This window comes from Pseudomonas sp. HLG18, from assembly GCF_051903985.1.
GTDB lineage: Bacteria > Pseudomonadota > Gammaproteobacteria > Pseudomonadales > Pseudomonadaceae > Aquipseudomonas > Aquipseudomonas fluorescens_BT.
On record NZ_CP195831.1, the window covers coordinates 69,736 to 83,233 of the forward strand.

A 13,498-nucleotide genomic window follows, 5' to 3' on the forward strand; every position below is an offset into this window, starting at 1 on the left:
ATGGAAAATTTAAAGACATGAGCGACCAACAACTCGATTCGCAAGCCCTGCAACAGGAAGAAAACTCCCTGATCGCCCTGCGCAAGGAAAAGCTTGCTGCCGAGCGCGCCAAGGGCAATGCCTTCCCGAACGACTTCCGCCGCGACAACTACTGCGATGCACTGCAGAAACAGTACGCGGACAAGACCAAGGAAGAGCTGGCAGAGGCTGCGATCCCGGTCAAGGTTGCAGGTCGCATCATGCTCAACCGTGGCTCGTTCATGGTGATCCAGGACATGACCGGTCGCATCCAGGTCTACGTCAACCGCAAGACCCTGTCCGAAGAAACCCTGGCCGCGGTGAAAACCTGGGACATGGGCGACATCATTGCTGCCGAAGGCACCCTGGCCCGTTCCGGCAAGGGCGACCTGTACGTCGAGATGACCAGCGTGCGCCTGCTGACCAAATCCCTGCGCCCGCTGCCGGACAAGCACCACGGCCTGACCGACACCGAACAGCGCTACCGTCAGCGCTACGTTGACCTGATCGTCAACGAAGACGTGCGCCAGACCTTCCGCGTGCGTTCGCAAGTGATCGCGCACATCCGCAGCTTCCTGATGAAGCGCGACTTCCTCGAAGTTGAAACGCCGATGCTGCAGACCATTCCTGGCGGCGCCGCGGCCAAGCCGTTCGAAACCCACCACAACGCGCTGGACATGGAAATGTTCCTGCGTATCGCGCCGGAGCTGTACCTCAAGCGTCTGGTGGTTGGCGGTTTCGAAAAAGTGTTCGAGATCAACCGCAACTTCCGCAACGAAGGCGTTTCGACTCGTCACAACCCTGAATTCACCATGTTGGAGTTCTACCAGGCTTACGCCGACTACGAAGACAACATGGACCTGACCGAAGAACTGTTCCGTGAACTGGCGCAGCTGGTTCTGGGCAGCACCGACGTGCCGTACGGCGACAAGGTGTTCCACTTCGGCGAGCCGTTCGTGCGCCTGTCGGTGTTCGACTCGATCCTCAAGTACAACCCTGAGCTGACCGCCGATGACCTGAACGACATCGACAAGGCGCGCGCCATCGCCAAGAAGGCCGGCGCCAAGGTGCTGGGCTTCGAAGGTCTGGGCAAGCTGCAGGTGATGATTTTCGAAGAGCTGGTCGAGCACAAGCTGGAACAGCCGCACTTCATCACTCAGTACCCGTTCGAAGTGTCGCCGCTGGCCCGTCGCAACGACGACAACCCGAACGTCACCGACCGCTTCGAGCTGTTCATCGGCGGCCGTGAAATCGCCAACGCCTACTCCGAGTTGAACGACGCGGAAGACCAGGCCGAGCGCTTCATGGCCCAGGTAGCCGACAAGGACGCCGGCGACGATGAAGCCATGCACTACGACGCCGACTTCGTTCGCGCGCTGGAGTACGGCATGCCGCCAACGGCCGGTGAAGGTATCGGTATCGACCGTCTGGTGATGTTGCTGACCAACTCGCCGTCGATCCGCGACGTGATCCTGTTCCCGCACATGCGGCCGCAAGCGTAAGTGTTTCAATAAAAAAGCCGCCTGAAATGGGCGGCTTTTTATTGCCTGTCTGGTACAAACGTATCAAATGGTTACTTTTGAAAAAAACAACAGAGGAAGTCCTGTCGTGATCGGTGCAATGGCTCAAGAGGGTGCAGCGGGAATCGCCACTGCGGTCGCTGAAAGTGTTCAGTACCAGGGCCGCAAGGCCAGCCGACAGGGCAGCGAGCAGCGTCGGCAGGACATTCTGGATGCGGCGATGCGCATTGTCGTGCGCGATGGCGTGCGGGCCGTGCGCCACCGGGCGGTGGCCGCCGAGGCCGGTGTGCCGCTGTCGGCCACCACGTATTACTTCAAGGACATCGATGACCTGCTCACCGATACCTTCGCCCAGTACGTCGAACGCAGCGCGGCTTACATGGCCAAGCTGTGGATCAACAACGAAGGCCTGCTGCGCGAGATGGTGGTCAGCGGTGACGGCAGTCCGGAGTCGCGTTCGCAGCTGGCCGACGATATCGCCCGATTGATGGCCGATTACGTGCACCGGCAACTGGTCAATCGTCGTGAGCATTTGATGGCCGAGCAGGCGTTCCGTCAGGAAGCGCTGCTCAACCCGCGTCTGGCGGAACTGGTGCGTTCCCATCAGCAGATTCTGTTGCAGGGCACCTGCCAGTTGTTCCAGGTATTGGGCTCGCGCGAGCCGCAGCAGGATGCCAAGGTGTTGACGGCGATTATCGGACGGATGGAATATCAGGGCCTGCTCAACGACGCCGAGCCTTTGGCCGAAGAGGACATGCTCGGCATTCTGACGCGCTATATGCACCTGGTACTCGCGTCGGTCTGAAAGCCGATGGAGGTCTCCCACAGGGGAAGGTGTTTCAGGTTCTAGGGAGTGTTGAATGAAAGCCTGGCGTGGCGCTTTGATCGCGCTGTCGTTCCTGCTGCTCAGCGGTTGTCTGGTGACCTTCAAGGAGCCGCTGCCCGCCCGTGAGCCGGCGCCCAAGGGCCTGCTCGGCCAATGGTCGAGCACCAACGCCTGGGGCGAGCCGATGAATCTTGAACTGACGCGCCTGGGCAACGATCGCTATCAGGCGGTGGCGTACTTCAAGGCCAGACCCCATGAGCGTGAAGCCTATCCGTTCACGGTGTCGCGTCACGGCAACCGCTGGTACCTGTCGGCGAAGGTGCCGGCGCAGTATGGCGGGCAATTCACCATCGCCGGTTTCGAGATCACCGACAAGCGCGAACTGGTGATCTACAACCTCGACCTCGAACAGATCAACCAGGCCATCGCCCAGAAAGCCCTCGACGGCCAGGGCTTCCAGACCGATGACGGCGACGGCGTGCAGGTCGACAGCCCGCTTGAAAAGGTCTTTGCTTACCTCGACGACCCGGCCAACTCCGACGTTTTCGTCGAAGCGGCGCGCTATCAGCATCAGGCCAAGGCCAAATAATTCAGTTCGTCACGTTTTCTACAGGAGTTTCGGGTGGACGATTACCAGCAGACGATACGCACGCTGTCCGATCGCATAGTGCTGGCGCAGACGCCGATCCGCGTGCTCGACGCGGTCAAGTGGGACGAGAACATCCGCAAGGGGTTCCTCAAGGCCAAGGGCAAGGAATTGCCGGCGGTGGATCGCGACTACTACCTCAACCGGCCGCTGTCCTTTGATTCGAGCAAGGTCAAGCTGGAATTCCAGAACATCGAACGGGACATCACCCGCCAGCTCGGTCAGTTCAACCCGGTCGGCCAGATCATGCGGCGCATGTGCAAGGAATACCGGATGGTGGTGCGCATGCTCGAAGCGCGCGGGACCGAGGATTTCGGCCTGATTTCCCAGGAACTGTACGGCGCCGCGTCCGATGCGTTTCACGCCGGCGACCCGACGCTGGCCGACCTCGGTTTGATGATGTCGGACTACCTGAACAACATCGATGGTCGTGGCGACCTGAAGGACGAACCGAAGACCCTTACCGCCAAGGACGCCGTGCATCTGTTGCAAACCCGCCTGAACAAGGTGTTCGGCGAGGCTGAGGAAACCATCCGCGTGTTTGAGTCCGACGGGATCGTCGCCGATGCGGCCGCGGGCGCCGACTACATCAAGATCCGCACCGACGCGATGTTCAACGACCGCGACGTGCGGGCGCTGGAAGTCCACGAAGGCCTGGTGCACGTCGGCACCACGCTCAACGGCTTGAACCAGCCGATCTGCACCTTCCTGTCCAAGGGCCCGCCCTCGTCGACGGTGACTCAGGAAGGCCTGGCGATCCTGATGGAAATCATCACCTTCGCCTCCTACCCGAGCCGCCTGCGCAAACTGACCAACCGCACCCGCGCCATTCACATGGTGGAGGAGGGGGCGGACTTCCTGCAGATTTTCGAGTTCTTCCGCGAGCAGGGCTTCGAAATGGCGGAAAGCTATGGCAACGCCAGCCGTGTTTTCCGCGGATCGACGCCGACCGGTCTGCCATTCACCAAAGACTTGTCCTACCTCAAGGGCTTCATCATGGTTTACAACTACATTCAGTTGGCCGTGCGTAAAGGCAAGCTCGAGCAGATCCCGCTGTTGTTCTGTGGCAAGACCACACTGGAAGACATGCGAACCCTGCGTCAACTGGTGGACGAAGGCCTGGTGGTACCGCCCAAGTACCTGCCGGACCAGTTCCGCGACATGAATGCGTTGTCGGCGTGGATGTGCTTCTCCAACTTCCTCAATCACTTGAGCCTGGACCGGATCGAGGCGGATTACTCCAACATCCTGTAGGCCCATTGATCATTCCCGCGCGGCGCGCGGGAGTCCGAACCTTGCGAGGTTTCACCGGATGAGAATCCTCGGCATCCTTTGCCTGCTCCTGACCCTCGGCGGTTGCAGCTCCTTGCTGTTTTATCCCGAACCCGGTCAGATCTTCACCCCGGAAAAGGCCAGACTCGAATACCGCACCGTCACCCTGACCACCGCCGATGGCCTCAAGCTGAACGCCTGGTGGCTGCCGGCCAAACCCGGGGTCGAGGTCAAGGGCACGGTGCTGCATCTGCACGGTAACGGCGGCAATCTGCCGATGCACTTGGGCGGCAGCTGGTGGTTGCCGAAAAACGGCTATCAGGTGCTGCTGGTGGACTATCGTGGTTACGGTCTGTCCGAGGGCGAGCCGAGTCTGCCGGCGATCTATCAGGACATCGACGCTGCATTTGCCTGGCTGGACAAGGCGCCGGAAGTCAAAGGCAAGCCACTGATTCTGCTCGGTCAAAGTCTTGGTGGTTCGATGGCAGTGCATTGGCTGGTGCAACATCCGGAAAGACAAAAACAGCTCAAGGCTTTTGTGCTCGACGGGGTTCCGGCCAGTTACCGCAGTGTTGGCCAATACGCTCTGAGTACATCGTGGATGACGTGGCCATTCCAGGTGCCGCTGTCGTGGCTGGTGCCGGACAGCGACAGCGCAATCCATTCGATGCCGCAGCTCAAAGGCGTGCCGAAACTGATCTTCCACAGTATCGACGATCCGCTGGTACCGCTTTCCAACGGCATCCGTCTGTATCAGGCTGCGCCGCCGCCCCGGGTCCTGCAATTGACTCGCGGTGGGCACGTGCAGACTTTCGGCGACCCGGTGTGGCGTCAGGTCATGCTGCGTTATCTCGACGATCCCGAGCATTTCAACGGACTGCGCCGCCTCGGCGAAGTCCCGAATTACCCGCAACCCCCGAATTCTGAAAACGAGAGTCCGCAATGAGTGAAGAACGCAACGCCATCCCGCTGATCATCACCGGTATCTGCAGCATCCTCGGCACCGTCGGCGCCCTGTGGTACTACGGCTACCTGCACTTCGCCAAACCCGAGGATGCATTGCTGCTCAACGAATTCACCATGCTCAAGACCATTCCCGGCGAAGACTACAAGGTCTCCCTGGACCCGGCGCCGCAAGTGGCGCAATGCATCGATGGTGTGCTGGTGCTGTTCGACACCGAACAGAAAGGCCTGACCGGGGTGCTCATCAACGCGCAGAAAAAGGCAGTGCGCTGCATGGGGCAGGAGACGCCGCAGAAGCTGGAAGAGTAAACCTGCGGCAAACAAAAGCCCCGCCTGATCAACTCAGGCGGGGCTTTTTCGTTACGGTGTGACGCTTAGTTCGAGCTTACTGCCGAACGCGGCACCACTGGCTGGTTGTCGTTGGAAATGGTCACTTCCACCCGACGGTTCATCGCACGGCCCGAGACGCTGCCGTTATCCGCGACCGGATATTCCTTGCCATAACCCTGCACCACGATGCGCGAAGGATCGACGCCCATTTTGATCAGTGCAACCTGTACCGATGTCGCGCGACGCTCGGACAGCGACTGGTTGTAGCTCGCCGAGCCGGTGCTGTCGGTATAGCCTTCGACGATCACTTTGCGATCCGGGTTTTCCTGGAGGAACTGCGCCAGTTTGTTGATGTTCACCAGACCGCTGGATTTCAGATCGGCCTTGTTGGTGGCGAACAGCACGTCACCGAAGGTCACCAGCGTACCGCGATCGGTCTGCTTGGCGTTTAGGCTGTCCTGCAGCTGCTTGATCTGCTGATCGCGAGCGTCCAGACGGGCCTGGGCACGTTGGGCGGCGGCGTTCTTCAGATTGGCTTCAGCGGTGCGCAGGGCGATGGTCTGCTTCGCCACTTCCACGCGCTGGTTGGTCAGATAGGCCAGCTGGTCGACCTTGTGCTGGTCTTCCTTGTCCAGATAAGCCTTGTCGGCCTTGTCCAGGTAATCACTGGCGTCCTTGGTTTCCAGCGCCGCGACTTTGCTCGCCTGCGGGTTGGCCTGCAGGCCGGCGTAGTTGGTGCGTGCCTGTTCCAGGTTCGGGTTCGGCGGCGTCGAGCAGGCAGCCAGGGCAACGCTTGCGGCCAGGAGAGCGGGGATCATCAGTTGTTTACGCATAATCGTTCGTCCTTTCTATCGATAAGAGATTCAGCCTTGCGGTCGGGATGCGCGCTTACTGCACGGTGCGCTGACTTTCCTGACGCAGTTCCTGAACACCTTTCTGGGAGTCCTTCACCGCCTGTTCGGCCTTCATCGCCTGGGCCTTGCGTTCGGCAACACGGGCGTCCCACTCGGCTTGTTCGGCGAGGGTACGGGCCTCGTCATACTTTTTGTCGTGCATGGCGATTTCGGCTTGTTTGAGCTTGTCCTGTGCCTGCTTCATTTCCACGGCGGCGAATTCGGTACCGCCGGCACTGACTGCGCTGTTGACCGCCGATTGAGTCACGGCGTACTGCTCGGTCGGTGGATTGCCGGCGCAACCGGCCAGCACGAAGCTGGTGCCGATGGCCAGGGCGGCCAGTTTCAGACCGCGCAGGTGGGAGAACGAGGTTTGGGTCTTCATGGTCTTCAACTCCATTGGTTAACTCCTTGGAAGCTTCGAAATCCATCCTGGTAGCGGAGCCGCAACCGTCATGTGCAAGTGCGTTTTGAAACGCTCGTTCCAGGCGTGGTTACCTGTTCCGACCGAAGGCATTTTTCAAAAGTTCAGAAAAGATGGCTTATCGCCAAAAAATATTCTGACCGAATGGACAAGGCTCTAAACCGGGAACTTTGGCGTTTTTCAGAGGTACGCGCGGGCAGAAATGGCAGAGAGCCGGAGGGGAAAACAGTGCATGTGGGAGCTGGCTTACCAGCGATCAGGCCGTCAAATTCAACACAGTCGTGACCCAATTGACGCCATCGCGGGCAAGCCCGCTCCCACCGTTTTTGTGATGTCCGAAAATCAGTGTTTCTGCTTGCCGGCAGCGGCCGACAAGTCCTGCAAATGCCGCCGCGACAACGCGAGAAAACGCGGGGTCGGGCCAACGTCTTCATACAGCGGATCGCCTTCTTCGTCGGTCGCGACCACAGTTGAGCCTTTCACATACGGCAGACTCGCTTCGAACTCTTCGAGGGCGGCGCCGATCAGTTCGCCGAGCAGTTCTTCGGCATGCCGTTTGGGGTACATCTCGGTAATCGCTGCCAGCCGTGCGGCAGCTTCCACATCCAGATGAATCGTGTAGCCGGTGTCGGTCAGGCGACCCTTGGCGGTTTCTTCCCAATGCTGGGCGAGTTCACGGATTTTCATAATGACCTCATGTCGCACCTGCTCGTGGCAGGTCTGGGTGAGTGTCCGCCGTCAGCCGGCGGCAAGCCGTTGTGGGGCTTACTCTTGAGACTAGCTTCAACCCTCAAGGTTTAAAGTCCCTTCGTCGTCTGCTTGTAAGAAGCGTTGCAGAGCGGCACTCTCTGTTCATCCACTCACTTGCGATCCGTCACCGATTACTGCTGGAGAGATGCTGATGACCGATATTGATGCACGCTTGCGCGAAGACGTTCACCTGCTCGGTGAGCTGTTGGGCAACACCATTCGTGACCAGTACGGCGAGGCTTTTCTCGACAAGATCGAGCAGATCCGCAAGGGCGCCAAGGCCGACCGGCGCGGGTCGATGGACGCCGAACTGAGCGCCAGCCTCAATCAATTGAGCGAAGACGAACTGCTGCCGGTGGCGCGGGCCTTCAACCAGTTTCTCAACCTGGCGAACATCGCCGAGCAGTACCAGCTCATCCATCGCCGCGAAGAGTCGCAGACCGCGCCGTTCGAGTCCCGGGTGCTGCCGGAATTGCTCGCCCGTCTGGGTCAAGAAGGGCACAGTGCCGACTCTCTTGCCCGGCAATTGTCACGGCTGGAAATCGAACTGGTGTTGACCGCGCACCCGACCGAGGTGGCCCGGCGCACGCTGATCCAGAAGTACGACGCGATTGCCGCGCAACTGGCCGCTCAGGATCACCGCGACCTGACCAGTGCCGAGCGCGAGCAGATCCACAACACCCTGCAACGCTTGATCGCCGAAGCCTGGCACACCGAAGAAATCCGCCGCACCCGACCGACTCCGGTGGACGAAGCCAAGTGGGGTTTTGCGGTGATCGAGCATTCGCTGTGGCAGGCGATTCCCAATCACATGCGCAAGGCCGATCAGGCGCTGTTTGCGGCCACCGGTTTGCGCTTGCCCCTGGAAGCTGCACCGATCCGTTTCGCCTCGTGGATGGGCGGCGACCGCGACGGCAACCCGAATGTCACCGCTGCGGTGACTCGCGAAGTATTGCTGCTCGCACGCTGGATGGCGGCGGATCTGTACCTGCGTGATGTCGATCACCTGGCCGCCGAACTGTCGATGCAGCAAGCCAGCGAAGCGCTGAAGGCCCGGGCTGGCGACAGTGCCGAGCCGTATCGGGCGGTACTCAAGCAATTACGCGAACGTCTGCGCGCCACGCGCAACTGGGCCCATGCATCTTTGACGGCGACCACCCCGGCCCCGGCCGATGTGCTGCACAACAATCGCGATCTGCTCGATCCGCTGGAGCTGTGTTTCAACTCGCTGCACGAGTGCGGCATGGGCGTGATCGCCGACGGGCCGTTGCTCGATTGCCTGCGTCGGGCCGTGACGTTCGGCCTGTTCCTGGTGCGCCTCGATGTGCGTCAGGACTCGTCGCGACACAGTGCGGCCATGACTGAAATCACCGATTACCTCGGCCTCGGCAAATACGAGGAGTGGGACGAAGAACAGCGCATCGGCTTCCTGACCCGCGAACTGCAAAACCGTCGACCGTTGCTGCCGGCGCATTTCAAACCCTCGGCCGACACCGCCGAAGTGCTCGCCACCTGCAAGGAAATTGCTGCGGCACCGGGCGCTTCGCTGGGCTCTTACGTGATCTCCATGGCCGGTGCCGCTTCCGATGTGCTGGCGGTGCAATTGCTGCTCAAGGAATCCGGCGTACTGCGGCCGATGCGCGTGGTGCCGCTGTTCGAAACCCTGGCTGACCTCGACAACGCAGGACCTGTGATCGAACGCCTGTTGCTGTTGCCGGGTTACCGCGCGCGCCTGCAAGGCCCGCAGGAAGTGATGATCGGTTATTCCGACTCGGCCAAGGACGCCGGCACCACCGCGGCGGCCTGGGCGCAATACCGTGCCCAAGAGCGGCTGGTGGAAATCTGCCGTGAGCAGCAAGTCGAACTGCTGCTGTTCCACGGTCGCGGTGGCACCGTAGGCCGTGGCGGCGGCCCGGCGCACGCGGCGATTTTGTCGCAACCGCCGGGTTCGGTGGCCGGGCGTTTCCGCACCACCGAGCAGGGGGAAATGATTCGATTCAAATTCGGCCTGCCGGACATCGCCGAACAAAACCTCAATCTGTATCTGGCGGCGGTGCTCGAAGCGACCCTGTTGCCACCGCCGCCACCGACGCCGGAGTGGCGTCATCTGATGGACGAATTGGCCGCCGACGGTGTCGCCGCTTACCGCGCCGTGGTGCGGGAGAATCCACAGTTCGTCGAGTATTTCCGTCAGTCGACGCCGGAGCAGGAGCTGGGACGTCTGCCGTTGGGCAGCCGTCCGGCCAAGCGCCGCGCCGGTGGCATCGAAAGCCTGCGGGCGATTCCGTGGATCTTCGGCTGGACCCAGACGCGCTTGATGCTGCCAGCGTGGCTCGGCTGGGAAACGGCGCTGAGCAAGGCGCTGGAGCGTGGCGAAGGTGAATTGCTGGGGCAGATGCGCGAGCAGTGGCCGTTTTTCCGCACCCGCATCGACATGCTGGAGATGGTGCTGGCCAAGGCTGACGCCGACATTGCGCTGTCCTACGACGAGCGACTGGTTGAGTCGGACTTGCTGCCTTTGGGTGTGCACTTACGCGACCTATTGTCGCAGGCGTGTTCCGTGGTCCTCGGCCTGACCGGTCAGTCGCAGCTGCTGGCACATAGCCCGGACACCCTGGAATTCATCCGTCTGCGCAACACCTACCTCGACCCGCTGCATCTATTGCAGGCCGAATTGCTGGCGCGTTCACGGCAGCAGAATGTCGAGCAGGGCAGCCCGGTGGAACAGGCGTTGCTGGTGTCTGTGGCGGGGATTGCCGCCGGTTTGCGAAATACCGGCTAAGGTTTTCTGCGTGGGGCGAGGCACCCGGGATTCGTGTCGGGCGCCGTTTATCGAGCGTGGGAAAAATGCGGTCAGGCGACAGTTAATGATGGGGTTGCGACTTGGGGAACCGCGTCGCGAGGTCGCGGCAGGCGCCGGTTTCTCCGACTTTTGGCGTCTTGTGTGGGCGCAGCCTGCTGTGTATCTTGGTCAGCCTCTGGCCGTTTGGGCGGTCACGACCCTATTTTCAGGATTTCGCCCCATGAGGCGAATCCGTTGTTTTGCAAAAGCTTTTTATAAAAAAATTGAGGAGCACATCTAATGCGCGTCATTCTGCTGGGAGCTCCCGGGGCCGGTAAAGGTACTCAGGCTAAGTTCATCACCGAGAAATTCGGCATTCCGCAAATCTCCACCGGCGACATGCTGCGTGCTGCGGTCAAGGCCGGCACCGAACTGGGCATCAAGGCCAAGAGCATCATGGATGCCGGCGGCCTGGTGTCGGATGACCTGATCATCGCGCTGGTCAAGGATCGTATCGCTCAAGCCGATTGCGCCAAGGGTTTCCTGTTCGATGGCTTCCCGCGCACCATTCCTCAGGCTGAAGCGCTGGTGACTGCCGGTGTCGAGCTGGACGCCGTGGTCGAAATCGCCGTTGAAGACGAAGAAATCGTTCAGCGTATCGCCGGTCGTCGCGTTCACGAGGCCAGCGGCCGCGTTTACCACATCGTCTACAACCCACCGAAGATTGCCGGTAAAGACGACATCACCGGCGAAGAGCTGGTACAGCGCAAGGACGACACCGAAGAAACCGTGCGTCATCGCCTGTCGGTCTACCACTCGCAGACCAAGCCGCTGGTGGAGTTCTACCAGAACCTGTCCGCCAAAAACGGTGGCAAGCCGAAGTACAGCCACATCCCTGGCGTCGGTTCGGTTGAAGCGATCACCGCCAAGGTGCTTGAAGCGCTGAGCTGAAAAACCTGATCCGCTGCATCATCCACGGCCCGCTTGCGGGCCGTAGTTGTTTATACTGGCGCACTTTTTCCCCACCTGATTTACGGACACATCGATGAGCACCTTGCTGGCCCTGGACACCGCGACTGAAGCTTGCTCCGTTGCCTTGCTGCATGACGGCAAGGTCACGAGCCATTACGAGGTGATCCCGCGCCTGCACGCGCAGAAACTGCTGCCGATGATCCAGCAACTGCTGGCCGACGCCGGCACCACGCTGCAAGCGGTGGACGCGATTGCCTTTGGTCGCGGCCCGGGCGCGTTCACCGGTGTGCGGATCGCCATCGGTGTGGTGCAGGGCCTGGCTTTTGCGCTGGATCGCCCGGTGTTGCCGGTGTCGAATCTGGCGGTGCTGGCGCAGCGTGCTTATCGCGAACACGGCGTGAGCCAGGTCGCAGCCGCCATCGATGCGCGGATGGATGAAGTGTATTGGGGCTGCTATCGCGAGACCGCCGGGGAGATGCGTCTGGTGGGCACCGAGGCGGTGTTGCCGCCGGAAGCGGCCGCACTTGCGGACGATGCTACCGGCGACTGGTTCGGTGCCGGCACCGGTTGGGGCTATGGCGAGCGCATCGCTGTGAGCCTGACCGGTTCCGACGCGGGCATGCTGCCTCATGCCGAAGACCTGCTGACCCTGGCGCGATTTGCCTGGGAGCGCGGTGAGTCGATCCCGGCAGACGACGCCCAGCCGGTTTACCTGCGCGATAAAGTGGCCACCCCGAAAGCCCGCTGAGGCCGTTCACCCTGTGGCATTCGCCACAGGGTTCTCCCGTTCCTGCCAATCGTCCGTTTCTAACCCCGCGCTTTAAACCTTTTGTCTTTTATGTGTTCTAGTTATCACTCGGCGATTTGCTAAGTCGGTCAGGTGCCGCTAAATTGCCATCATCGATACCGAGCATGACTTTATGCGTATAGACGGCGTTTCCACTCAGTCCTACCCCATCAAGCGCAAGCCTCGCAAAGGCAATCCGGCGCTGGATGAGTCCGTCGACGATATCGACGGCGAGCTGGAATTCCCCACCGAGGCGCAACTGGCCGCCCGTGCTGCCAAAAACGCAGCGCAACGCCTGAGCAATCTGCCCGCCCGCCAACAAGACATGATTTATCACCGTGCGATGAAGAAAAGCGTGGCCATGGCCCTGGCCAGCTACCTGAGCACCGCCGGTTTTGTCGATTGGGATGCAGATGTGCTGGGCCTCGATCTGTACATCTGATGGATCTGCCTTACTACCTCGGCTGCCCGTCCTGGAGTGAAAACGCCTGGCGCGAGTATCTGTATCCGGTAGACGCCAAGACCTCCGATTTCCTCGGTCTGTATTCGCAAGTGTTCAACGCCGTGGAAGGCAATACGACCTTCTACGCCAGCCCATCGCCCGCTACTGTGCAGCGTTGGGCCGAGGTCATGCCCGAACACTTTCGCTTCACCGCCAAATTCCCCGGTGACATCAGCCACGGCGGTGACTTGCGGGATCAACTGACCGCCGCCGAAACCTTCATTCAATTGCTCAACCCGCTCGGCGAACGCGTATCGCCGCTGTGGCTGCAACTGTCGAAAAGCTTCACCCCTCAACGACTCCCCGAATTGGCAGCCTTCATCGACGCGTTTGATCGACCGCTGGCGGTGGAAGTGCGCCATGAGCAGTTCTTCGCCAAGGGTGAGAGTGAACGCCTGCTCAATCGCCTGCTGCTGGATCGCGGCGTGGAGCGCATCTGCCTTGATCCGCGCGCGTTGTTCAGTTGCCTGTCCACCGAGTCTTCGGTGATCCACGCCCAATCGAAAAAACCTCGAGTACCAACGCGCCCGGCAGCGTTCACGCAGTTCCCGCAGGTGCGCTTCATCGGCCATCCCGAGCTTGAGGCCAACGATCCCTTCCTGGTGCCGTGGGTGGCGAAAATCGCCGAGTGGATCGAAGAGGGCCGTACGCCGTACATCTTCCTGCACACCGCCGATAACATTCTGGCGGCCAGGCTCGCGCAGCGTTTTCACGCACAGCTGATGCAACGTTTGCCTGGCTTGCCATCCCTGCCTGAGCTATACAGAGAACCCGCCGCGGAACAACTTGGCCTGCTCTGAGGCGGTTTTTTTC

The 13,498-nt window shown here is 60.7% G+C and carries 14 protein-coding genes; 11 read left to right on the top strand and 3 right to left on the bottom strand.

Translation table 11 applies throughout. From position 1 onward, the window contains the following. Positions 1-17: 17 nt before the first annotated feature. From lysS to ACSPX5_RS00355, 6 genes are all read left to right on the top strand, one after another. Positions 18-1,520, top strand: a complete 1,503-nt coding sequence (gene lysS, locus ACSPX5_RS00330; RefSeq protein WP_169429028.1) for a lysine--tRNA ligase — start codon at positions 18-20, stop codon at positions 1,518-1,520. 118 nt (positions 1,521-1,638) lie between these two features. Beyond that, positions 1,639-2,343, top strand: a complete 705-nt coding sequence (locus ACSPX5_RS00335; protein WP_011332647.1) for a TetR/AcrR family transcriptional regulator — start codon at positions 1,639-1,641, stop codon at positions 2,341-2,343. A 55-nt stretch (positions 2,344-2,398) separates the two neighbouring features. Continuing rightward, on the top strand, positions 2,399-2,953 hold the full coding sequence (locus tag ACSPX5_RS00340) for a hypothetical protein (protein WP_439820752.1): 555 nt from the start codon (positions 2,399-2,401) through the stop codon (positions 2,951-2,953). Positions 2,954-2,986: 33 nt separating this feature from the next. After that, complete coding sequence (locus tag ACSPX5_RS00345) at positions 2,987-4,264, top strand: flavohemoglobin expression-modulating QEGLA motif protein (RefSeq protein ID WP_169429030.1); 1,278 nt, start codon at positions 2,987-2,989, stop codon at positions 4,262-4,264. A 58-nt stretch (positions 4,265-4,322) separates the two neighbouring features. Further along, the gene (locus ACSPX5_RS00350; protein WP_169429031.1) at positions 4,323-5,228 is read left to right on the top strand and encodes an alpha/beta hydrolase; all 906 of its coding nucleotides are present in this window, start codon (positions 4,323-4,325) and stop codon (positions 5,226-5,228) included. Continuing rightward, positions 5,225-5,554, top strand: a complete 330-nt coding sequence (locus tag ACSPX5_RS00355) for a hypothetical protein (protein ID WP_119427141.1) — start codon at positions 5,225-5,227, stop codon at positions 5,552-5,554. Before ACSPX5_RS00350 ends, ACSPX5_RS00355 begins: the two co-directional genes overlap by 4 nt. A gap of 65 nt (positions 5,555-5,619) precedes the next feature. On the opposite strand, the gene ACSPX5_RS00360 is transcribed toward ACSPX5_RS00355, so the two are convergent. From ACSPX5_RS00360 to ACSPX5_RS00370, 3 genes are all read right to left on the bottom strand, one after another. After that, complete coding sequence (locus ACSPX5_RS00360; protein WP_169429032.1) at positions 5,620-6,408, bottom strand: OmpA family protein; 789 nt, start codon at positions 6,406-6,408, stop codon at positions 5,620-5,622. A 55-nt stretch (positions 6,409-6,463) separates the two neighbouring features. Then, positions 6,464-6,868 carry a DUF4398 domain-containing protein gene (locus ACSPX5_RS00365; RefSeq protein ID WP_085697302.1) on the bottom strand — a complete coding sequence of 135 codons (405 nt, stop codon included), beginning with the start codon at positions 6,866-6,868 and terminating at the stop codon, positions 6,464-6,466. A gap of 366 nt (positions 6,869-7,234) precedes the next feature. After that, positions 7,235-7,579: a pilin assembly protein gene (locus ACSPX5_RS00370; protein ID WP_323159950.1), complete on the bottom strand. Its 345-nt coding sequence runs from the start codon at positions 7,577-7,579 to the stop codon at positions 7,235-7,237. Between the two features lie 214 nt (positions 7,580-7,793). Here ACSPX5_RS00370 and ppc point away from each other — a divergent pair, with 214 nt between their 5' ends. From ppc to ACSPX5_RS00395, 5 genes are all read left to right on the top strand, one after another. Next, positions 7,794-10,424: a phosphoenolpyruvate carboxylase gene (ppc, locus tag ACSPX5_RS00375; protein WP_439820753.1), complete on the top strand. Its 2,631-nt coding sequence runs from the start codon at positions 7,794-7,796 to the stop codon at positions 10,422-10,424. Between the two features lie 300 nt (positions 10,425-10,724). After that, positions 10,725-11,375, top strand: a complete 651-nt coding sequence (gene adk, locus ACSPX5_RS00380; protein ID WP_007954716.1) for an adenylate kinase — start codon at positions 10,725-10,727, stop codon at positions 11,373-11,375. A 94-nt stretch (positions 11,376-11,469) separates the two neighbouring features. Next, on the top strand, positions 11,470-12,144 hold the full coding sequence (gene tsaB / locus ACSPX5_RS00385) for a tRNA (adenosine(37)-N6)-threonylcarbamoyltransferase complex dimerization subunit type 1 TsaB (protein ID WP_323159948.1): 675 nt from the start codon (positions 11,470-11,472) through the stop codon (positions 12,142-12,144). Between the two features lie 172 nt (positions 12,145-12,316). Continuing rightward, positions 12,317-12,625: a hypothetical protein gene (locus ACSPX5_RS00390; RefSeq protein WP_249485220.1), complete on the top strand. Its 309-nt coding sequence runs from the start codon at positions 12,317-12,319 to the stop codon at positions 12,623-12,625. Then, positions 12,625-13,485 carry a DUF72 domain-containing protein gene (locus tag ACSPX5_RS00395; protein ID WP_207866795.1) on the top strand — a complete coding sequence of 287 codons (861 nt, stop codon included), beginning with the start codon at positions 12,625-12,627 and terminating at the stop codon, positions 13,483-13,485. Before ACSPX5_RS00390 ends, ACSPX5_RS00395 begins: the two co-directional genes overlap by 1 nt. Positions 13,486-13,498: the final 13 nt, after the last annotated feature.